The sequence below is a fragment of the Proteinivorax hydrogeniformans genome, from assembly GCF_040515995.1.
GTDB classification, from domain to species: Bacteria; Bacillota; Proteinivoracia; order Proteinivoracales; family Proteinivoracaceae; genus Proteinivorax; species Proteinivorax hydrogeniformans.
The window spans coordinates 1,662,351-1,684,412 of the sequence record NZ_CP159485.1 but is presented as its reverse complement, the minus strand read 5'-3'; the positions used below and the strand labels follow the sequence as shown (position 1 = coordinate 1,684,412).

Below are 22,062 nucleotides of genomic sequence, written 5' to 3'. Positions count from 1 at the left end.
ACATCCTAAATGATCTATGTCAACTAAAAACCTAAGGTAAATATTTGAAAAGTCTATTCTGCTGGTGGTGTAAATGTCCTTTTAGCTAACTCTTCATCAAGCATATATATACCGTGACTATTTTCGCCTACTCTTTTTATTTTTGATAGTAAGGAGTCCATTGAGGCTTCCTCTTCTACTTGCTCATCTACAAACCATTGTAAAAAGCTAATGGAAGGATAATGCCTTTCCTCGTTAGCTATATCCATTAACTTATGTATAAGCTTAGTTACAAAGCGCTCATGCTCTAAAGCATCTTGAAATACTTCCTCTAAAGAATTAAAGTCTGTCTTTGGATTGTCAAATCCAGTTATCGTGACATTTCCTCCAAGCTCATTTACAAAGTCGAAAAACTTCATTGCGTGAAAGCGCTCCTCTTCGGCTTGTACCTTAAAGAAGTTAGCAAATCCTTCTAAATCCTCACCTTCACAATATGCTGCCATAGCTAAATAATAATGGGCTGAGAAGAACTCATGCTTAATTTGTTCATTTAATTCATTTTGTAGTTTTTCTGATAACATTATAAAACCTCCTTTAATAGTATTGATTATCATTATAGAATAATTTACCTTTAAAGTCAAACTTAAGGGTTAGAGAAATAATTAGGGTGCAAAAATATTAGTTAACAAAAACTTAATCGTTCATGCGCTTTTAAATATGATATAATATTATAGACATGGTAAATAGGGGGGCTTTAACATGAAAGAAAATAAAAATCGAGAAAAAATATTAAAAGGAAACATTAAAAAAGTGCTAATTAGTTTAGCTTTACCTATAATATTAGGGAATGCTATACAAACAATATATCAAGTAGTTGATATGTACTGGGTTAGCAGGCTAGCAGATGGAGATAATGCTGTAGCGGCAGTCAATTTTGTTTGGCCAATGATCTTTGTTTCGATAGCTTTTGGTATTGGAATGAATATCGCAGGAACAAGTATAATATCACAGTTTGTCGGCCTTAACAAAGAAAAGGAAGCACAAAAGGTTGCAGGGCAACTAGTGTCATTTTCTTTGTTATTTTCACTAGCGTTAGGTATCTTTGGAGCTGTATTTGGAAAACAAATTCTCATATGGATGGGTGCTGAAGGGGCAATCTTACAGCATGGTTGGGATTTTGTTAGTATCATCTTTGCCGGTATGCCTACGATGTTTGTATTTTTTGCTTTTCAGTCTATAAAGCAAGGGCAGGGCGATACGGTTACCCCTATGATTTTAGCAGGTGGATCGGTGGTTTTAAACATAATTTTAGACCCCATTTTCATGTTTACCCTCAATATGGGTGTGGCAGGTGCTGCATGGGCCACTGTAGTCTCTCGAGCCTTAAACAGTATTGCAGGGATATACCTGTTGTTTTTTACTGATAATGGCATAAAACTAAAAGTAGCTGACTTAAAATTTAATAAAAAGGTGTTACAAAAGATTGTAAAAGTAGGGCTACCTTCTGCCCTAGGTCACTCCGTAGAGGGGATTGGATTTATGGTATTAAATATTTTTGTTCTGGGATTTGGAGCTAGTACAATAGCGGCATTTGGAATAGGTAACAAGATTAACTCCCTTATTTTAATGCCTGCAATGGGGATTGGCCAAGCGCTAGCAGCAGTAGTAGGACAAAATTTAGGCGCTGACCAAATAGATAGAGCTTCGCAAGCAGTTAAGGAGAGCATAAAGTTATCGGTAACTATTCTAGCGGTGGGTGGGATAATCTTATTTTTATTGGCCCCGCAAATTGTTGGTATTTTTACTTCAGACGAAGTAGTGTTAGAGCAAGGAACATTTTATTTACAGCTTATAACATTATCTATACCCTTAATGGGCATTTTTCAATCATTTGTTGGCGTGTTTCAGGGTTCTGGTCATACAATGACTGCGATGATGATAACAACTGGGAGATTATGGGCTCTTAGGATTCCCCTGATTTTGTTTTTGAGAAATTTCCCTGCCTTAGGTGAAAGAGCCGTTTGGTACGCAATGGTTGGTAGTAACTTCATTATTTGTATTATAGCTTTTGGATTATACTTAATAGGGCATTGGAAGGAAAAAATAGTTGATGAAGAAGAAGACTATGTAGAGGATTTAGAGGTTAAATTAGCAGAATAGATAAAAAGGCTGCCATATTTTTTGGCAGTCTTTTTTAGAATAAATCTAAAGTGTAACTAATATTTATTAATTGAACTCTCATTATGTTTGTGAAAGGATAAGATAAATGTTTATATTAGATGCTCTTAATGGAATGTGGCTATTGATGATGGCAACCGGTTTTTGGTTTGTAATAGGCCTTACTATAGCAGGATTTATTTATGCTTTTTTACCTCAATCTGTGCTGGAAAAATTGCTAGGTGGCAAGGGGTTAAAACCTATTTTTTTAGCTATACTACTCGGTTTTTTAATTCCTGTTTGTTCTTGTGGTATAATCCCAATTGGCGTGGTATTTTATAAAAGAGGCGTCAAAATTGGACCGGTTCTAACCTTATGTGTACTTGGCCCTGCTATAAACCCAGCTGCCATAGGCCTTGCCTATTCAAGCTTTGGCCTTTTTATGACCCTCGCTTATTTAAGTACAGTTGCGGTTGGGGCACTTTGTCTTGGTATTGTTGCTAACCTAGTGGTCAACGTTAAAATAGTAGGAGGGCGGAAAAAAGAAACATGTGGTTGTTGTTCACATAAAAGCCAAGGAAAAATTGCTAAAGGTTTTAGGTGGGCCTTTGATGAACTGGCAGTGGACTTAGCTCCAGCTTTAGTTTATGGTCTTTTTGTTGCAGGGGTTATAATGGCTACTGTACCTGAAAGTCTAATATTCAACCTGCTAGGTAACAGCAAAGGGGTTGCTTACCCAATTTCAGCTGTAATAGGATCTTCTATATTTATATGTAATATTGCCAGTATACCGTTAGTGTCAAGTTTGTTAGGGCAAGGGGCTATGCCGGGAATCGGCATAATTTTGTTGATAATGGGACCGGCAACAAATATTAGCCAGCTTTTTTTATTACATAGAGCTTTTGGTAAGTTGAGCACTATTTTATATGTTTCTATACTTTCCGTGGTTTCTGTTTTAGGTGCTATTTTCTGGGATTTAAGATTGGAAGATGTGCAACAGCTTGCTGCATTAGGTGGGGGTGAACATGGCTCAAAAGTGTGGGGGTACATATTAATTGTAATTCTAATTAGATCTTTATTGAAAACAGGGCATAAGCATTAAATAAAAAGGGCTGAAGAGAGTAAGATAAAATATCTTTCTCTTCAGCCCTTTTTTTAGATTAAAAGCTCTAATATTTGAACTGCGTTTGTGGCTGCACCTTTTCTCAGGTTGTCAGCCACTGACCAAATATTAAGGCCATTTTCTATAGTTTTATCCTGCCGAATTCTTCCTATAAAAACATCATCATAACCGTCAACGTTTGGGGGGAGGGGATATATATTTTCTTTTGGATTATCCCATACCTTAACCGATGGAAATTTTTCATATGCCTTAAGAGCATCAGTTACGGTAACTTTATTCTTTGTTTGAATATTTATAGACTCGCAATGACAGTTAATTGTAGGAATCCTAACGCAGGTGGCAGACACTTTGATTTGGGAGTTCATAATTTTTTGTGTTTCGTTGCTCATTTTCAGCTCCTCTTTTGTGTATCCGCTTGGATCAAATGAGTCGATGTGTGGAATGGCACTAAAAGCTATAGGGTGAATAAAAGCTTCATTTTGACACTTAACTCCATTAAGGACGTTTTCTGTACAGTTTTTTAGTTCATCCACTGCCTTTTGTCCCGCGCCGGAGGCGCTTTGGTATGTGCTTACCACAACTCTCTGTATGGGGGAAATGGAGTGTATCGGATATAAAGACAACACCATTTGAATAGTAGAACAATTGGGATTGGATATAATACCTTTGTGGTTATAAGCTTTTTGGGGGTTTACTTCAGGGACAACTAAAGGTACCTGATGATCTAGACGGAAAGCAGAGCTATTGTCTATCACTATAGTACCTTTTTTTATTAGCTCAGGGGCTAACTTTTGACTAAGTTTTGAATCGACAGCTAATAAGCAATAATCATACTTAGAAACTTTGTCAATTTCTGTTTTCTCTACAATGATCTCATTACTGCCAATATTAATTTTTTTGCCAATAGATCTTTTAGAGGCAAACAACCCTATCTTAGTAATGTTTAAATTCTTTTCCTCTATAACTTTTGCCATGGTTCTACCTACAGCACCTGTAGCTCCAACGATAGCTACGCTCTTACCCAAGTTAATCAACTCCTTTGTTATTTATATATGACAAAGCACTAAAAAAGATAGCAAAAAGCAGGAAAAGGACATGTCTAGATAGAATTATTTTTAAGTAGTTAAGTATAAATAAAAAGGGGTCTTAGTATTATGGAAATGTTATGGTTAGTCTTGATATTAGTAGCGGTAAGCTTTGCAATTAACATCTTTACTGTATATTTACAGAAGTTAATAGATGTAAACTCTGATGATAAGCAAAAAGGTATAGCTAAAGAGATAACTACTGGGGTTTTAAAAGCCCAACGATTCAATAGTACGTTACTACCTATCGCCGCATTACTATATGTTTTTCTTGACAGGTATTATATTGGTCTAATTTTATTGGGTGTTTTAGTTTTTATTCAGATTTTATCTTTATTAAAAGTAGTTTCGAAAGCTAAAGAAAACGGTATTTCATTAAAAATCCAAAATAAAGAAGAAAAGGAAGAAGAATAAAAAAGACTTCCAATGAGGTTAAAACTCATTGGAAGTCTTTTTAATGATGTCCGCAACCGCACCCGCAGGATTGACCGTTTTTTTTGCGCTTAGTAACTTTAACTTCATTACCTTTCTCATCGACGAACTTAGTATTTTTAATTGTATCATTTACTCTGCCTTTAACAGCAGATATGTATTCTGCTCTTAATTTTTGTTGTTCTTTTGCCTCTGCAGGTGTTAAACCTTCAGTTTTTTTCTTTTTGGCTAGCTCGTTAATGCGAAGGATTTTTTCCCTTGATAACATAATGATACCTCCTTACGAATTTTATTATAACCTTTTTAAGGACTAAAATCAAAAAAACCGTCCTTTTGGACGGTGATTTTTAAATGGAGCCGACGATGGGACTCGAACCCGCAACCTGCTCATTACAAGTGAGCTGCTCTGCCAATTGAGCTACGTCGGCGAATTAAGTGGCGGAGCTGACGGGAGTCGAACCCGCGATCTCCTGCGTGACAGGCAGGCATGTTAACCACTACACCACAGCTCCTAATGGTCGGGGCGGAGGGATTTGAACCCCCGACCCTCTGGTCCCAAACCAGATGCGCTACCAAACTGCGCTACGCCCCGATAACCACAAGTATTATTTTACGATAATATCCAGTAAAAGTCAAGAGGGTTTTATAATGTTGCTAAAAAAATTTACTTTTAGGGTGCTTTAAATGACCTAAGTCTCTGTAATCGGTTAAAAACTGTTTCACAGTATCGCCTAATAATTTTGTGCCTTCTGCAATTTCCTGCTCAGTAACAGAAGTAAAACTTAAGCGAAAGGTATTGTGCTGGTTTTGGCTAAAATAAAAACGGTGTCCAGGTAATATCGCCACACCCTTTTTCAACGCTTCGTAATAAAGCGTTTGGCTGTTGTAGTTATGGGGAAGAGAAACCCAAATGCATAGTCCGCCTGTCGGATGTGTAAAGGGGACCTCCCATGGCAGAGTTCTTTCAAGCATCTTTAGTGCAGTGGAAAACCTTCGAGCGTATATTTGTTTTGTGCTTTTAATGTGTACATCCCACAGGCCTTCCCTTAAAAATAAATCAAAGGCTCTCTGTACTAAACCGGAGGTAGAAATATCAGTGTGCTGTTTTACCTCATTTAATTGATTGTGCAAAGAGGATGGGGGGATCATTAAGGCAAGACGAAGGCCTGGCATAAATGCCTTAGAGAAACTTTTAACAAAAATAACTTTGTCCATAGTATCTAAGGACTTGAGAGGTGGAAGTGAGTTAGAGGTATAATTTAAGTCGCTAAAATGATCATCTTCCACTATATAAGTGTTATATTTATTTGCAAGTTCGATTACTTTTTTCCGAGATTTAAGGTCGTATTGATAACCTGTCGGGCTCTGAAAATCTGGCATTAGATACATTAATTTTGGTTTATATTGAGCTAAAACTTTCTCTAACTGTATCAGATCTATTCCTTTTTGACGGATGGGCACTTCTATAATGTTGGCACTTCGCGAATTAAAAGAAGCAATTGCGCCAGGATAAGAAGGTTTTTCCACAACGACGTAATCATTCTTTTCTAAAAGCGCCTTAGCAATAATATCAACCCCTTGCTGCCCACCGGTGATAATGCTGACCTCTTGTGCTGTCACATATATTTTATAGTTTGTTAGCATAGATGTTAAACTTTGCCTTAACGGAAGATAGCCACCTTGTTCTTGATAATTAAAGGCATATCCGCCATCTCTATCTAACACTCGGTTCAACAGTTCTTTAAAGGTTTTGACCGGAAAAAAAACAGGAGAGGGGGAGGCAGAAGCAAAATCGTATGGAACTTTGCTTTCTAGCGATATATCGGAAAAGTCTTCTTTAAGCATGCTTTTGTTGTTATCTCCTATTACATAGGTGCCTCCGCCTACTTTTTTATATACAAATCCGTCGTTTTCTAAATTATTGTAGCATTGCACTATGGTACTGGTACTTACCTTTAAATGTTGTGATAACCTTCTAATAGAGGGAAGACGATAGTGATTTGTAAGTTTTCCTGAAGTAATAAGTTCTTTTATATGTTTAGTTAACTGTAGATATTTGGGACTAGATTCATCAAAACTTAAATAAAAGTCTTTCATGCCAACCACCTTTCTTTACCAGCAATTACTATAATATTACCTAAAAAAAAGACATCTTGCAAACAATGTTGCAGGATGTCTTTTATAACTAAGAAGCTACAATATTTACAATTCGCCCTTTAATTACTATCACTTTTCTAACGGTTTTACCCTCTAAATTGGCAGAAATTTTATCGTTAGAAAGGGCAGTCTTTTCTATTTCTTCGTTAGAAGAACCAGATTCTACCTCAATTTTTCCCCGTACTTTTCCGTTAATTTGTACTGCTAGCTCTTGAGTATCCATCACTAAGGCACGTTCATCATATTTAGGAAACTGTTGATTAAAGACTGAATACTCCATGCCTAATTTTTCCCACATTTCTTCAGCAAAGTGGGGGGCATGAGGAGCTAAGATGATAACAAAATCTTCAAGAATTTCTCTAACAAGTTTTAGATTTTTAGACTTGTCTGTTTCCATGTATTTGAACAACCCGTTGAGTAATTCCATCATTCTGGCGATGGAGGTATTAAACTGGAATTTGTCTGTGTCATTATCGACGCTTTTGATTGTATTATGACGCAGGTAATTAAGTTCCTTTTCTTCTTTACCCATTTGTTTATCATCTGAGTCAGAACTGTTTTGTAAATATGTTAAAATAATGCGTTCAATTCTATCCACAAAACGTTTTATAGGTTTGATGCCATTTTCATCCCACGGACCTCCTTCGGTATAAGCAAAGCCGAACATGAGGTATAATCTAAACACATCAGACCCATACTCCTCGATGTAACTGTCAGGTGAGATTACATTTCCTTTTGATTTACTCATTTTATTGCCGTCTGGACCTAAGATTATGCCCTGATGGATAAGTGATTTAAATGGTTCGGAACTGCTAACATAACCCATATCTCTTAAGGCTTTAAAAATAAAGCGAGCATAAAGAAGGTGCATACAAGCATGCTCCGGACCCCCTACATATTTATCCACGGGAAGCATTTTGTCGATCCATTCTTTATCAAACGGCTTCTCTGTGTTTTCGTTATCTGGATACCTTAAAAAATACCAGCTTGAATCTACAAAGGTATCTAAAGTATCTGTTTCGCGCTTTGCTTCTTTTCCGCACTTAGGACAGTGAGTGTTTATAAAGTCTTCATGCTTTTTTAGGGGGGAGATACCGTCTGGTGAAAAGTCCACATCATATGGAAGCTCTACCGGCAAGTCTTTTTCAGGAACTGGAACAACACCGCAGTCATCACAATAAATGATTGGAATTGGAGCACCCCAATAACGCTGACGAGAAACTAGCCAGTCTCTAAGCTTGTATTGGACTTTGTTTTTACCTAACTTACTTTGATTAAGCTTATCGATTATGGCTTTTTTACCATCCTGCCAGCTCAGACCATCAAACTCATCACTATTGACTAATTTACCTTCTCCGGTAAATGGAAGGGAGTCATCATCTGAACTTTCAATAACCCTTTTTATAGGAAGCTCATATTTTGTGGCGAACTGAAAATCTCTTTCATCATGACCGGGTACTGCCATTACAGCTCCAGTGCCATAAGAATATAATACGTAGTCCGCTACCCAGACAGGTATTTTTTCACCATTTATCGGGTTAATTGCAAAGCTTCCAGTAAACACTCCTGTTTTTTCATCGTTTGATGCTTGTCGCTCAATTTCGCTACGTTTTTTTGTTTCCTCGATATAGCTATCCATTTGTTCTCTGTATTCTTTAGTGGTAATTTCATCTACTAGTGGATTTTCGGGGGCCAACACTGCATAAGTAACACCGAAAAGTGTATCTGGTCTAGTGGTAAATGCTGTAAAGTTAATATCTTTGTCTACTATCTTAAATGTGATTTCTGATCCAATGGACTTACCTATCCAATTTTTTTGCATGGCTTTTGTTTTTTCCGGCCAATCTATATCCTTATGGCCTTCTAAAAGCTCTTCGGCATACTTTGTTATTTTAAAGAACCATTGCGTCAGCTTTTTCTTAGTAACTTCATTTTCACAACGCTCACAAAAGCCTTCGATAACTTGCTCATTAGCAAGTACAGTGTTACATTGTGGGCACCAGTTTACTTGAGCGTTTTTACGAAATGCCAAGTCATTTTCATATAACTTTAGAAAAAGCCACTGAGTCCACCTATAATATTTAGGGTCACAGGTTACAACGCTATAATCCCAATCAAACATAGCTCCCATGGCTTTTAATTGCTTCTCCATGGTATCGATGTTATTCATTGTTGAGTCTTTAGGATGGATGCCGGTCTTAATTGCATAATTTTCTGCAGGTAAACCAAAAGCATCAAATCCCATTGGTTGGAAAACCTCATGTCCTTTAAGTTTCTTAAATCGAGCCCAGGAATCAGTTAAGCCATAGTTGTACCAATGTCCTGCATGAAGATTGCTCCCTGAAGGGTAAGAAAACATCTCAAGGCAATAAAGTTTTTGCTCTACGTTGTCGGTGTCAAACTTGTATAACTCAGTTTCATCCCATTTTTTTTGCCACTTTTCATCAATCTTAGTAGAGTAACTACTCATTATCAACACTCCTTTAATATATTAACAAAAAAACCTTTCGTCTCTAAATAAGAGACGAAAGGTTAAATTCCGTGGTACCACTCTTTTTGAGTCTAAGTTAAGACTCCGCTTAAGAACAGTTAACGGTGTCACCCGTAACAGCTTAAAATAGGTTGGGCTGTTAATCCTAAAAAGGCGAGTTCAAAGTTTTGCCTACCTTTTTACACCGACCAAAGGCTCTCTGAAAGGCAAAGTGCTTTTACTACTCCTTTTTCATGACGTAACTATATTTTTATTTTAGTATTATAGACTAGTTTTCCCAAAATGTCAAATTTTATCATACGGTAATAGCTTGCCTTTACAGCTACCGCATCTGTACCTTTTGACATCAACTTTTCTCATCCGTAAAAATTGGTTGCTGCACTTTTTACAAATATAGGTAAACTTTGGCTTTTTCAGCGGTTTACAATATCTAGGGGCTCCAACTATTTGACATAGCTTTTTAAAATCACTATCGCCATGTTTAAAGCCACCACCTAAGCGGTATAAGTGATAATGTACTAGCTCATGCTTAATAACATCGACTAAGCTATTCTTACCGTATTTAGCGTAATACTTAGGATTGATCTCTATATTGCAAGAAGGGGTTATAAACCTGCCTGCTGTAGTTTGTAGCCTATTATTGATTAAACACTTATGGTTAAATGTAGTGGTAATGGAAGGTAACGTTTCAAAAAACTGCTTTGAAACAGTTTTTGTAAGCTCCGTTAACTCACTATCTGTTATTTCCCTTGCTTGCTTTTCCATTCCCTGATCCTTTTTTTGCTATCTAGTTGAACTTTGCGTATTCTTAGATTGTCAGGAGTTACTTCTAGCAACTCATCGTCTCCGATAAACTCTAAGGATTGCTCTAGACTTAAGATAGTAGGAGGGGTTAAGATGATGTTTTCATCAGAGCCGCTAGCCCTCATATTTGTGACCTGTTTTTTCTTACATACATTTACATCTATATCCACATTTCTTGTACTTTGACCAACTACCATGCCTGTATATACCTTTGTATGAGGGCCTACAAATAGAGTTCCTCTTTCTTGACAGTGAAATAACCCATAATTCGTAGCCTCACCTGTATCGGAAGCTATTAAAGAACCCTTGTTTTTTGCAGGGATTTCACCCTTGTACGGTTGGAATTCTTCGAAAGTATGGTTTATAATTCCATTACCTTTTGTATCCGTTAAAAGCTCAGCCCTAAAACCAATCAAGCTTCTAGCAGGAGTGAGAAATTCCAGACGTGTTTGGTCAGGATTGGGGTTTTCCATTTTAACTAACTCTGCCTTTTTAGCACCTAACTTCTCAATTACTGCTCCGCTAAACTCTGATGGGACCTCAATAAATACTCGTTCGATAGGCTCATGCAGTTTTCCCTCAATCTCCTTAAAAATTACCTTAGGTCTTGAAACTTCAAACTCATAGCCTTCCCGGCGCATAGTTTCAATTAGGATTGATAGGTGAAGTTCGCCTCTACCGGCTACAAGAAACTTATCTTTTGACTCGGTTTGTGATACATGCAAACTAACATTAGTTTCAAGCTCCTTTTCCAGTCTGCTTTTAAGATGCCTTGAGGTAACATAATCACCTTCTAGGCCAGCAAACGGACTGGTGTTAGCTCCAAAAGTCATTGTTATAGTAGGCTCATCGATTTTTATTGCTCGAAGCGGCTTAGGGTTATCTACAGAAGAAATTGTTTCTCCAATGTTTATAGGCTGCAGGCCGCTAATTGCAATAATTTCTCCGTGGTCGACTTGAGAAACTTCTCTTCTATTTAAGCCGTCAAAGGTGAAGATCTTACCAATTTTTTGGGTGGTGGTATCGCCTTGAGGAGTGATAACAGAAACATTTTGTCCAATTTCCAAAGTGCCATTTTGAAGCTTACCTATAGCGATTCTTCCGATAAATTCGTTGTACTCAATATTTGTTACCATCATCTGTGTTACTTCTTTGTTCCCTGTTGGAGGAAGGCAGATGCTCTCAATCATTTCAAAAAGGGGTAACAAATTTTCCCCTTTTTCATTGGGAACAGTACTTGCCCATCCTTGGATAGCACTTGTATATATTACAGGGAATTCTAGCTGCTCATCATCGGCATCTAGGGAGATAAAAAGGTCAAGTACTTCGTCTATAACTTCTGCTGGGCGAGCGTTAGGTCTATCTGCTTTGTTTACCACTACGATAGGTTTTAATTTAAGCTCTAAAGCCTTCTTTAGCACAAACCTAGTTTGAGGCATAGGACCTTCGAATGCATCCACCACCAACAGTACGTTATCAACCATAGATAGAGTTCTTTCTACTTCACCACCAAAATCCGCATGCCCGGGTGTATCCACTATATTTATCTTAATGTCTTTATACATAACGGACGTATTTTTTGCCAAGATTGTAATGCCCCGTTCTCTTTCTAAGGCGTTAGAGTCCATAACTCTTTCCTCTACTTGCTGTTTTTCGTGATACACACCACTTTGCTTAAGTAGCTCGTCAACTAGTGTAGTTTTACCATGGTCAACGTGAGCAACAATGGCTATATTGCGTATCTGTTTTTGTTGTATATCCATTTAGTTCATCCCTTTCTGAACGTTGCATCCTGACTAGTGAAATCATTCTGCATAGAAATTTACAGTCATTTATATATTATATAACAAACTAGGTATAAAAGAAAAGCTATTTTTTCTGTAAAAAGTCAAAAGCTTTATAAAGCGCTAAAGATACTAGGGAGTGGTTTATTTCTTCGCTAGCTAACATTTGCTTGACCCGCTCCTTTTTTAGGTGTAAGACTTTTATATCTTCGGTAGCATCTAGACATTGCTTTGATACTAGTTCGCAATCCAAAACCAAGTAAAAATAACAATAATTACTCAAAATTGCAGGGTTAACTTCTACCTTACCTAAATAGATAGGGTTGCCCGTATAGCCGGTCTCCTCTGTTAATTCACGAATAGCAGCAGACTTTGGTTCTTCCCCTTTATCAATGGCTCCAGCGGGCACCTCGTAGGTAATTTTTTTGGTTCCGTGTCTAAACTGTTTAACCAATATAAAGTCTCCATCTTTGTTTATGGCTACAACATTTACCCAGTTGGAAAGGTTGATTCTATAAAACTGATGTTTGCCTAGTGTAGGATGTATCGATGTATCAAGTATTAAGTTTAAAAAATTGCTTTTGTGTATATACTCTTTGCTAACAGTTTTCCAGTTCATACTATACCTCCATGGCTAATTTAAAAACAGATGGCCTACTTTATGGTCATCTGTTAAGGTTAGCTTTATTTTTTGTTTTATCTTCTTCATGAATCTCGCATTCACTTTGAAGACAGTTAACGGTATGACTAATCTCCCAATGTATGAGAACGCTAAGCGCCGCCCTTAAAATAATGATTGCTCCTAGTATAAATAATTCTTCTAGTTCTCGAATTAAAATAGTACGTAATATTTCTCCAGCTAAAGCAAACTCAAGTCCTAAAGCCAATCCTCTAGCTAAGCTTAACCTTAACTTTTCAGCAGGTTTAAACAAAGAAAAGATATAACCAGTTAGGACAATAATAGAAACTGCAACGATCACTAATGCAGCAAACCACTCTAGTAGTATTGAAAGAAAGAATATAATGTTATGGGTGGTATCCAAAAACCAATCTATTTTAACCCCCTCCTTTTTAATAGGTTGCGAAAAAAGGAGGGTTTTTAAACGAAGTTTTTATTGTTTTTTAAAAACGTTTTTTATAAGCGCTACCACCGGTGTAATTAAATAGTCTACCTTGGTAGGTTTTCCGTTGTTCCATTTCCCACTCTATAGCTTCTTTAACTTTCCACCAACTAGTGCTCCAGTTAGAGTTGGGGGCTATTTCCTTAGGAGCTCGACCTATCAATCTTTGTATAGCTATATCTGGGTCTAAGTGCTCTAAAAAAGCAATAACCCTTGCTATATAATCTTCCATACTGATTAGTTCAAAGTCACCTTTTTCAAATTGCTTTTCCATAACAGTTCCCTTTACAATAAAAAGAGAGTGAAGCTTTACCTGGTGTGTTTTTAAAGCGGATATTATTTTTGCAGCTTCGATAGAGTCGCTGATATCGTCCCAAGGTAAGTTGAGAATTAAGTGGGTGCATATCTCAAAGGGATAGTTCTTAATAAGATTTATACAATCTATGTATTCTGCCAAAGAATGACCTCGATGTACTTTCTTTAAAGTGTGATAGTTTACGGACTGTAATCCCAGTTCAATGGAAATATTTATGTTAAACTCTTTAGAAATTTTTAGTAGGTAGTCAAGATGTTCCCTTGTAACAGAATCAGGCCTAGTAGAAACAGCAATTTCAACTACTCCGAACTTTGCGCCTTCATATATATAGTTTTTGAAATCATCCATCGGCAAATAGGTATTTGAGTAATTTTGGTAGTAGGCAATAAACTTTTTAGCGTTATACTTCTTTTCGATTCTACTTTTGACATCAGTTAGTTGATCTTTTACAGAAATCTCTTTACATTCTGTATCGTACCCTGCGCCACCCTCATCACAAAAGGTGCAACCACCGGTGCCTAAAAAACCATCTCTGTTTGGGCAAGTAAGAGGGAGGTTTATAGCCAATTTATAAACTTTTTCTCCATACTTTTGTTTTAAGTGATCTGAATATTTATTGTAAAGAATCATATATTTAACCTCCGAATCTATGGACATTTTATAGAAACTACTAATATAATGGAATTATATGTTTGTATTAACATTATGGCATATTTTTTCTATTATATCAAAAGGAGGGGAGAGCTTGAAAAAGAAAATATACTACAGTGTATTTATCGTAGCAGTTATTTCAGTAATGGGGTTGTTTTTTTACAGCCAGTGGTATAAAAATCAGATGCAAGAATTTGTCGATGATCTAGCAAATTTAAATATTGATAAAAAGCACCCACAGTATAACTTACTTACATTTTTGCACCGAGGCGAAAACTTTGAAAACCTAGAAGTTACCTACCATCCCTTTTCTTTTAAGGAGGCTAAGCTAAAGTCTCCAAAGTGGGAGCAAGAAATCCCATTAAAGCTTACGAAAGTAAATGGACAGAGCATTATTAAGCTCAAAGATATAAATCATGGGTACATATTTTATTCAGAAGATAAGACATTTTATGACGGACAAGAAAAATTATCTATAAATAAAGTTGGGAATATAAAAACAGGTGAAGTTTATGAGGCTGCTTACAATGAAGAATATCTATTTGCAGAAAATAAATTAGATAGTGTACTTGTGGATGATATATACCATACCTTTCCCAGTGTGTATGGGAGGGGGCTAGATAAGACAAAATTAGCTCCAGATTTTTATGTCTATGGCCAAGAAAACAGGCTTTTTATCGGCCAACAAAATGTCAAGATTTATAAAAATCATGGTTTGGCAGTGGCAGCAGTTACTTTAGAAAAGTTTTCACCAGAAACTATAAGGGTTGCTATAAACACCTCAAATTTTCAAGGTATATATCATAGAGTAGTTAAAATTAGAAGCAATGAAAGTATAAAGGTTGAAAAGGCAGAGTCTAGAGCGCAATATACAGTGCCAGCAAATACTCCTTTAAAAATCGCCTATAATGACCAACAAAAGTTACAGGTAACCGGCCATGATTTAAACCTTACAACTAGTGAGCGAATTTTATTATCAAACGGTGAATTAGGAGAGTTTTACCTAAATAATATCGAAAGACAAAGCTCAGGGGTTAGCTATAATGGGCACCTTGAGGTTTTTCCATCAGAAAAGGGTCTGCTTTTAATTAATCAACTTAAACTAGAACAATACCTATCTGGTGTAATACTAAGTGAAATGCCTATATCTTTTGGCGAGGAAGCTTTAGCTGTTCAAGCGATAGCTGCTCGAACCTTTGCTGTGTCAAACATATATTCAGCACCATTTGGACATGTATCAGCTCATGTAGATGACAGCGTATTAAGTCAAGTATACAATAACATAGACGGTAGCAACCAAATTGAAAAAGTCGTTTATAGCACAAAGGGGGAGGTTTTACATTATAATGATAGACCAATCGAAGCAAAGTTTTTTTCAACATCCTCTGGGTATACCGCAGCAGCACATGAAGTATGGCATGATGGTGTGACTGGGAAATTCCCCTCAGATCCGATACCTTATCTACAAGCTAGGGGTCAAGGTCTTGAAGAAATATGGGATATATCGTCGGACGATAAGTTTAAGAGATTTATTGACAAAGCTCCAAATAGTTTTGACAGCCTTTCGCCATTTTATCGTTGGGAAATAGAGATGACAAACAAGCAACTTCAAAACGCTATAGAAAGAAATTTGGCTGATAGGCATAAGGCCCAGCCTGATTTTGTAAAAACTTTAGAAGGTGGCGAATTTATATCTAAAGATATTCCTAAAAATCCGTTGGGGAAACTAAAGAAATTTGAAGTAGTTGATAGAGGTGAAGGTGGAAACATAATGTCCTTAGATATTATAGGGGCAAATGGAACTTACAGAGTTATTAAGGAATATAATATTCGCTTTGTGATAACTCCTGTTTGTTATGAAGATAATGTCTACCTGCAGCTAAATGATGGATCTAAAAGAGCTAATTATGCGATTTTGCCAAGTTCTTTTGCCTACTTTACGTCAATAGAAGATGGATATGTAATAAGAGGTGGCGGCAATGGTCATGGAGCTGGCATGAGTCAATATGGAGTAGTTGGTATGCTAAAAGCAGGATATAGTTATGAGCAAATTTTAGAGCACTTCTATCCAGGTTCGCAATTGATAAAACTTTATTAAATCAAAGAGGGTAAAACGTCATCTTTTCCAAACCCCATCCATAGAAGAGGTAGTGGTTGACCTCTGCGCCAGCCATCTTATATGATTAACTGCAATGTAATAGGCAATATGAGGCTTTGACATAAGAAATAGCATGAGCTTTCCACAGTAGATATAGCATCGTCCTTTTTACCAAAAGTGTTGGTTTTACAGTGGTCAATGCTCATGCTCGTAAATGTCAGTAAAAATCCAACACCTAGAATTAAGTTATTTAGTAAAAAAAAGGTTCCAATCATCAAAAGTCGATGATTGGAACCTTTTTTTATTTGCTTTGGCCAGGATACGTCCCGGCAACATTTATCACATTTTAACTGGTCTTTAGCCTTACTAGATGAAGTTAACTTTATAGATCTGTTTTAGATAAATTGGGTAGAAGACTATATAACTGACTTTCGATTCCTTTGTAACCTTGTTTTAGTTGCTCAACTTCTTCTTTAAGCAAATCATAACTGTTTGAAAAAGAAGTTTTGAAATCATTTACCACCTGATATTCACGTTCCCAGTTGTTCCAGCTTTTCTCTACAAGCTTAAACTCATCTTCCCCAATATCGTCATCAGTGTGTGTAAGCCGGTAGGAAATGCTAACAGGTGTTACAGAGTATACAGCTACCTTGTATAAGCTTTCTTGTTGCCTATCTGTCATATAAGGAAAAGTTTTTTGTGAAAGTTCGTCTATGAAAAGAAGATAATCATCTTTGTTTCTTGCCCACGAATTCAGTAGTTCGGAAGCTTCATTGGTATCAATATTGTAGATATCTTCTTTTATGATGTTTTCTGAAACTTTATACAGATCAAACATATCTTCTAGCTTTTTAAAAGTTGGCTCAAAAACTTCATTTTTTACTATTTGAACTTCGTCTAAAAATTGCTTTTGGGAAGTATAGTCTTTTTCCGCGTTGATGAGTCTTCTTAGAACTAATGTCAATTGCCTTCCTTTATCATTTAAGTAACCATCTTCAAAAGAACTTCTTTGATAGAAATTTAGCGCTTTTTCATATTGAGATTCTTCGATGTATTTATAACCTCTTTGGAACTCGAGGTTCTCATGAAGCAAGCTGTTGTTATATTCTAGTTCGCCGTGACTGTCCTTAGTGAAATAAACAAATGCTCCTCCACTCAATATAATTAAAACTAAAATAGAAACTAATATTTGTACTAATTTAGCCAATAAATTTTCCTCCCCCAAATTCCTTTAATCTAATTTTAGTACAAAATTAGCCAAATTTCAACAAAATTAAAGTACTATTGTAAAATTTGACCAGTATCACAGCCAAGTAAATCTATGTTAGTTATAATGTCAGTAAGAATAAAAAAATAAGGAGGGTAAATAATGAAAGTAAAAGTAGATAAAGATCAATGCATCGGGTGTGGGATTTGTGAAGGCGTCTGCCCTCAGGTTTTTAAAATGAATAATGAGAACATAGCAGAAGTAATAGTTGATAGTGTAAACCAACAAGATAAAGAAGCAGTAAAAGAGGCAGCAGATAGTTGTCCTGTGGAAGCAATAAAAATTGAGGAATAAGCAGGTGATCATTTGAAGTTTTATCAAGAAATCGCAAAATATTACGATGATATTTTTCCGGTAAAAGACCTAACTTTGCAGTTTGTAGAAAGCAGGACTCCTAAAGGTGGTAATATTTTGGATGTAGGCTGTGCAACAGGAGGTTATGCTGTTGCACTAGCTAAATCCGGTTATACAGTTAAGGGCATAGACTTATCTGATGAAATGATAGTAAAAGCTAAACAAAAGGGAAAGGGACTAGAGAACCTACATTTTAGCAAAGAAGATATCTTTAATGCTGATGAAAGCAAACAGTATAATACTATTTATTGTATAGGAAATACTTTGCCCCACTTTTTAGGTTTAAAGCAAATAGAGATGTTATTATCAAAGTTAAAAAAACTTCTAAAGCCTGAAGGCAAGCTAATAATTCAAACAGTTAATTACGATCGGATATTAAAGGAAAATGTTGACTCACTCCCCACCATTAAAAACCCCGATAACGATTTGAAATTCTTCAGAAATTACTCCTTAACAGATGGCTTTATCAACTTCGAAACTACTTTACAAGTGCCTGAAAAACAACTTACCAACAACGTTAGGCTTTATCCAATCACTTCCAAAGAAATTATGGAAATGTTGTCGAAGCTAGAATATCGTAAAATAAATGTTTATGGGGCATTTAACGAGGCCCCGTTTGAACTGACTAGTTTTCCCATGATTATAAGCTGTAGCAAATAGAATAACTCACTGGTATTAGGAGATGCTAATCCTAAATAATAAAAAGGTGGGAAGACATGCTTAACAGCTTAGAAACTGACTTAAAGAGTAAAAGTGTAATTGAGGATATGCTATCGGAAGTGGAAGCTCGACTTTTGGAATATACACAATCCGAAAGTGAAAAATCTCAGTATTTGGCCCAGTATTTAATTAAAAGGGGAGGAAAGAGGCTAAGACCTCTATTGGTAATTCTATCAGCAGGACCGGATAATAGAAAAGAAGCGGTTGATGTAGGTGTAGCAGCAGAACTTATTCATACCGCTTCCTTAATACATGATGATATAGTGGATAGCTCTAAGATGAGACGAGGAGCTAGTACGATAAACAGTAAGTGGTCTGATGGTATAGCAGTACTAGTAGGGGACTTTTTGTTTGCTAAAGCCTTTGAAATTCTTTCGATTTACCAACATAAAGAAGTCTTAGCAACTTTTACAAAGGCTATTACTGCAATGAGTGTAGGAGAAATAGAGCAGTTAAGTAATAGAAATAATTTAAATAAGAGTTATGAGCAATACTATAGAGAAATTTTTGGAAAAACTGCGACCTTACTAGCGGCATGTTGTAAAAGTGGAGGTCAATTAGCAGGGGTTAGTGATATCGAACTAACAGCCTTAGAAACCTATGGCTTAGAACTTGGATACTCTTTTCAGGTGATAGATGACTTATTAGATGTGGTTGGGTGTAGTAATGAATTAGGAAAACCTAAATTCCAAGATTTAAAAGAAGGCAATATTACGCTGCCGATTATAAACTTACTTGAAAAAGATCAAGAGCTAGAGGTGATAAAGACCCTTCAGATAGAAAGCAGAATTGATTTTTCAGTGGTTTCACAGTTAGTGGTAAAAGCCAATGTAATTGAGTACTGCCAAAACGTGGCAAGAGGGCATATTGATAATTGTCTTAAAAGCATTGAAATAATTAAAAGCGATACACAAAAAGAAATTTTAAAAAACATTGCTGAAATGACTCTAAAAAGAGAAAAGTAAAATAGTTCCCCATGCAGAGGGGAACTATTTTTGTATCAGGTTAACTGGCTGTTAGACCTCCAGTTTGAAAGATGGCAAAAGAGTCAAGATTGTAATTAAGGGCCCTTACCGATTGCTAGTTTCACTTTATATTTTACCGTGTTTTCTTAATCTGACGCAAAATTTATGGAGACTGTGGGCATCTTGTCCTGCCAACGATAAAAACTCATTAGATAGGGATTTTAAATTCTGCTTTTCTATTTTAGGGTCCGAAAGATACATAGCCAATAATCCTCGAACAACAAGAGTATGAAACTCACTGTTTTTAAGTGAATAGGCGGACTCCATACTTTTCTTTATAAAAAACTTCATACGATCAAAAAGCTTTTCTTCAGTAGGGTAAAAACTGACAAAATTTAAGTCGCCTTCTTCTTTATCCTCTTGTTGATCTACAAAATAATCTAGCAAAATATGAAGACCTGATATCCAAGGAAAGTAAGCTTCTTTAACAGCTTTGATTTCGCTAGAAGATAAGTCTTTTGAAGAAGCAGATAACATCAAAGCAAAAGTTGTCAAAGTTGAACCTGTAGATGCTGCAAATTCCCACCAAAAAAGGTTGTTGGCATCGCTTTGGTTGCTATGCCAATCTATAAGTCGCTGCTTTCTAATATTAGGGTCTAAGTGCTTTAATGACTGGAGGTCAACATATAAAGTAGTTAACTCATAGCAGTCTTTTTTTACTTTTGAAAAAGATGGCAAGGTGCTACCGGCTTTCATGCATTCATCTACTAGGTAATCAAGATATCCACCATCACTTTTTTGGGGATACTTTTCATAAAAGTTATGAGACGTTTGTTTATCGAAAACCTCCAACATAGCATTATGTAACTTTCTAAAAGCTTCTTCATCTGTTACGTTATTGCGGTCGCAAAGGTTATCTAGATAGTCGGAAATTGTTTGAAAAGCAGTAATAAAAGGGATTAACTTATAGTTTCTGACGCTATAGATATTACCACCTAGACAGTGAAACTCTTTGTCTTCAATGCTTCTTAGCGCCTGTTTTTTTAGTTCTGGCGAGGGACAATTTTTAAGAAAATCTTTATAAGTTTCAAGTTGGTTTTTTACTTTGGGAAAAACGGTAAATACAAATCTACTTAATGTTATGTAAGGCAGCATATAAAAAAACTCCTTTTTCCTTTAATAATGATATTATTACCATTAAGCTATTGATTTACCATAACTACAGTTAAATACCAACATATTAAAATTGACAAAACAAAAAATAAAAAAGAAACCTTTAGTAGCATTAATCAAAAGGAGGAAACAAGGATGCACAAACAAACCAACAATCAACTTGATACCAACCCAAACGCACCAAATTTATCTGGAACCACCCCTGACCATAAAATGGTAAAAAGACAGGAGCCCCAAACTGTAAAAGGCTCAGGTATATCATTAGATCACGACACAAGACTAGAAATGGCGCAAATGCTAGATGAGCACAACTGTGCACTACACGTCGCCCTTCACCAATACAACAAACATCATTGGCTAACAGAAGGACCAGAATCATTTCTGTCATTACACCACCTACTAGAAGAGCATGTTGAAAAAACAGTAGAGCATATAGATAAAATAGGAGAGCGTATAGCAAGACTAGGTGGATTACCAACAGGGCACCCAGAAGCACAACACCAGCTTTCCTATATTAAGCACGAAGCTGAAGGAAGGTTTTCCATGCGAGATATGTTAAGAAACGACTTAGAACATGAAATTAACATGCAAAACAAGCTTAGGCAACAAATAGACAGAGCACATCAGCTAAAAGACTTTGGAACAGTAGAAGTCCTAGAAGAAGTGCTACTAACCAGAGAAGACCTAGCATACCACCTTTACAGCTGCCTAGAAGACGATAGTTTAAACAGAGGACTACAGCACCACGTAGAAGCCCAAGATGGCATGAGCCATCGTAAGGCGGATAACGCTCCGGGATATGATCAGATGCATTAGGTGGTAGGAGATAGATGATAGAAGATAGGAAAAAATAGAACACAAAAAGGACATATCCCAATATAGGGAAGTGTCCTTTTTGTGTTATCGAATTTATACAATTTTTTGAAATATCTTAAAGGTTATCTTACAGTTATCTAGAATGAATCATTAAATAGAATTCTTTTGAGGAGGCGATGTTATTGAGTATATTAAGTAAACTGTTTAAGAGCAACAAGTCAGACAGGTCAGCTAAAGATACGGACATATTAGCAAAAAAACACTCGGGAATAGAAGCTGGTGGCGAAGCACTTGAGTTGCTGGTAGAATCAGAGCGCTTAGAGAAAGCAGAAGAATATGAAAATGCAATAAAGTTGCGACAGCAAGCTCTAGCAGAACCCAATCTTAACGCTAGTTTTAATCATTATAAAAAATTGCATACACTGTTACTTAAAATAAAAAAAAATGATGACGCATGGAGACTATTAAATGATGTGGCTCTGAAAAGGCCTCAGGATATCAGCAAAATTAGCGACTTGAGGCGAAAGCAGTAAATAAAGAAAAGAAGTATAGAGATGCGTTGTTCCATG

The 22,062-nt window shown here is 36.3% G+C and carries 21 protein-coding genes, 3 tRNA genes and 1 other annotated feature; of the genes, 9 read left to right on the top strand and 15 right to left on the bottom strand.

The genetic code is table 11. The features are described from left to right. Positions 1-53: 53 nt before the first annotated feature. A complete protein-coding gene (locus PRVXH_RS08110; protein WP_353892284.1) occupies positions 54-560 on the bottom strand; it encodes a ferritin in 507 nt (168 codons plus the stop codon). Positions 561-738: 178 nt separating this feature from the next. On the opposite strand from PRVXH_RS08110, the gene PRVXH_RS08105 reads away from it, so the two are divergent. Together PRVXH_RS08105 and PRVXH_RS08100 are read left to right on the top strand one after the other, a co-directional pair. Then, entirely contained in the window at positions 739-2,139 is a 1,401-nt protein-coding gene (locus PRVXH_RS08105; protein ID WP_353892283.1) for an MATE family efflux transporter, read from the top strand. A 106-nt stretch (positions 2,140-2,245) separates the two neighbouring features. Beyond that, the gene (locus PRVXH_RS08100) at positions 2,246-3,238 is read left to right on the top strand and encodes a permease (protein WP_353892282.1); all 993 of its coding nucleotides are present in this window, start codon (positions 2,246-2,248) and stop codon (positions 3,236-3,238) included. Positions 3,239-3,291: 53 nt separating this feature from the next. On the opposite strand, the gene PRVXH_RS08095 is transcribed toward PRVXH_RS08100, so the two are convergent. Next, on the bottom strand, positions 3,292-4,284 hold the full coding sequence (locus tag PRVXH_RS08095; RefSeq protein ID WP_353892281.1) for an aspartate-semialdehyde dehydrogenase: 993 nt from the start codon (positions 4,282-4,284) through the stop codon (positions 3,292-3,294). A gap of 129 nt (positions 4,285-4,413) precedes the next feature. Between PRVXH_RS08095 and PRVXH_RS08090 the strand changes: the two genes are divergently transcribed. Then, a complete protein-coding gene (locus PRVXH_RS08090; protein WP_353892280.1) occupies positions 4,414-4,758 on the top strand; it encodes a hypothetical protein in 345 nt (114 codons plus the stop codon). Positions 4,759-4,798: 40 nt separating this feature from the next. On the opposite strand, the gene PRVXH_RS08085 is transcribed toward PRVXH_RS08090, so the two are convergent. From PRVXH_RS08085 to PRVXH_RS08035, 11 genes are all read right to left on the bottom strand, one after another. Then, positions 4,799-5,044, bottom strand: coding sequence for a DUF896 domain-containing protein (locus PRVXH_RS08085; protein WP_353892279.1), 246 nt, complete (start codon positions 5,042-5,044; stop codon positions 4,799-4,801). A gap of 84 nt (positions 5,045-5,128) precedes the next feature. Next, positions 5,129-5,204, bottom strand: a tRNA-Thr gene (locus PRVXH_RS08080). 8 nt (positions 5,205-5,212) lie between these two features. After that, positions 5,213-5,288, bottom strand: a tRNA-Asp gene (locus PRVXH_RS08075). Between the two features lie 3 nt (positions 5,289-5,291). Further along, a tRNA-Pro gene (locus PRVXH_RS08070) sits at positions 5,292-5,368 on the bottom strand. 62 nt (positions 5,369-5,430) lie between these two features. Then, positions 5,431-6,873, bottom strand: a complete 1,443-nt coding sequence (locus PRVXH_RS08065; RefSeq protein WP_353892278.1) for a PLP-dependent aminotransferase family protein — start codon at positions 6,871-6,873, stop codon at positions 5,431-5,433. Between the two features lie 88 nt (positions 6,874-6,961). Then, a complete protein-coding gene (gene leuS / locus PRVXH_RS08060) occupies positions 6,962-9,403 on the bottom strand; it encodes a leucine--tRNA ligase (RefSeq protein WP_353892277.1) in 2,442 nt (813 codons plus the stop codon). A 47-nt stretch (positions 9,404-9,450) separates the two neighbouring features. Further along, positions 9,451-9,667, bottom strand: a binding site (T-box leader). 42 nt (positions 9,668-9,709) lie between these two features. After that, positions 9,710-10,189 carry a SprT family protein gene (locus PRVXH_RS08055; RefSeq protein ID WP_353892276.1) on the bottom strand — a complete coding sequence of 160 codons (480 nt, stop codon included), beginning with the start codon at positions 10,187-10,189 and terminating at the stop codon, positions 9,710-9,712. After that, entirely contained in the window at positions 10,165-11,991 is a 1,827-nt protein-coding gene (gene typA, locus PRVXH_RS08050; RefSeq protein ID WP_353892275.1) for a translational GTPase TypA, read from the bottom strand. Before typA ends, PRVXH_RS08055 begins: the two co-directional genes overlap by 25 nt. A 106-nt stretch (positions 11,992-12,097) precedes the next feature. Continuing rightward, positions 12,098-12,631: an NUDIX hydrolase gene (locus tag PRVXH_RS08045; RefSeq protein ID WP_353892274.1), complete on the bottom strand. Its 534-nt coding sequence runs from the start codon at positions 12,629-12,631 to the stop codon at positions 12,098-12,100. 46 nt (positions 12,632-12,677) lie between these two features. Next, positions 12,678-13,055 carry a DUF1622 domain-containing protein gene (locus PRVXH_RS08040; RefSeq protein WP_353892273.1) on the bottom strand — a complete coding sequence of 126 codons (378 nt, stop codon included), beginning with the start codon at positions 13,053-13,055 and terminating at the stop codon, positions 12,678-12,680. Between the two features lie 79 nt (positions 13,056-13,134). After that, the gene (locus PRVXH_RS08035; RefSeq protein ID WP_353892272.1) at positions 13,135-14,079 is read right to left on the bottom strand and encodes a TIGR01212 family radical SAM protein; all 945 of its coding nucleotides are present in this window, start codon (positions 14,077-14,079) and stop codon (positions 13,135-13,137) included. Between the two features lie 115 nt (positions 14,080-14,194). Here PRVXH_RS08035 and PRVXH_RS08030 point away from each other — a divergent pair, with 115 nt between their 5' ends. Further along, entirely contained in the window at positions 14,195-16,198 is a 2,004-nt protein-coding gene (locus PRVXH_RS08030; protein WP_353892271.1) for a SpoIID/LytB domain-containing protein, read from the top strand. Between the two features lie 382 nt (positions 16,199-16,580). On the opposite strand, the gene PRVXH_RS08025 is transcribed toward PRVXH_RS08030, so the two are convergent. Next, on the bottom strand, positions 16,581-17,405 hold the full coding sequence (locus PRVXH_RS08025; RefSeq protein WP_353892270.1) for a hypothetical protein: 825 nt from the start codon (positions 17,403-17,405) through the stop codon (positions 16,581-16,583). A 162-nt stretch (positions 17,406-17,567) separates the two neighbouring features. Here PRVXH_RS08025 and PRVXH_RS08020 point away from each other — a divergent pair, with 162 nt between their 5' ends. Genes PRVXH_RS08020 through PRVXH_RS08010 form a run of 3 tightly spaced genes read left to right on the top strand, consistent with a single transcriptional unit; the run spans position 17,568 to position 19,504 of the window. After that, entirely contained in the window at positions 17,568-17,759 is a 192-nt protein-coding gene (locus PRVXH_RS08020) for a ferredoxin (RefSeq protein ID WP_353892269.1), read from the top strand. Between the two features lie 12 nt (positions 17,760-17,771). Continuing rightward, entirely contained in the window at positions 17,772-18,479 is a 708-nt protein-coding gene (locus PRVXH_RS08015; protein ID WP_353892268.1) for a class I SAM-dependent methyltransferase, read from the top strand. Between the two features lie 56 nt (positions 18,480-18,535). Beyond that, positions 18,536-19,504 carry a polyprenyl synthetase family protein gene (locus tag PRVXH_RS08010; RefSeq protein ID WP_353892267.1) on the top strand — a complete coding sequence of 323 codons (969 nt, stop codon included), beginning with the start codon at positions 18,536-18,538 and terminating at the stop codon, positions 19,502-19,504. Between the two features lie 126 nt (positions 19,505-19,630). Here the strand turns inward: PRVXH_RS08010 and PRVXH_RS08005 are convergent, their stop codons facing one another. Then, complete coding sequence (locus PRVXH_RS08005) at positions 19,631-20,659, bottom strand: tetraprenyl-beta-curcumene synthase family protein (RefSeq protein WP_353892266.1); 1,029 nt, start codon at positions 20,657-20,659, stop codon at positions 19,631-19,633. A gap of 153 nt (positions 20,660-20,812) precedes the next feature. Here PRVXH_RS08005 and PRVXH_RS08000 point away from each other — a divergent pair, with 153 nt between their 5' ends. Next, the gene (locus PRVXH_RS08000; RefSeq protein ID WP_353892265.1) at positions 20,813-21,493 is read left to right on the top strand and encodes a ferritin-like domain-containing protein; all 681 of its coding nucleotides are present in this window, start codon (positions 20,813-20,815) and stop codon (positions 21,491-21,493) included. A gap of 182 nt (positions 21,494-21,675) precedes the next feature. After that, on the top strand, positions 21,676-22,026 hold the full coding sequence (locus tag PRVXH_RS07995; protein WP_353892264.1) for a hypothetical protein: 351 nt from the start codon (positions 21,676-21,678) through the stop codon (positions 22,024-22,026). Positions 22,027-22,062 lie beyond the last annotated feature (36 nt).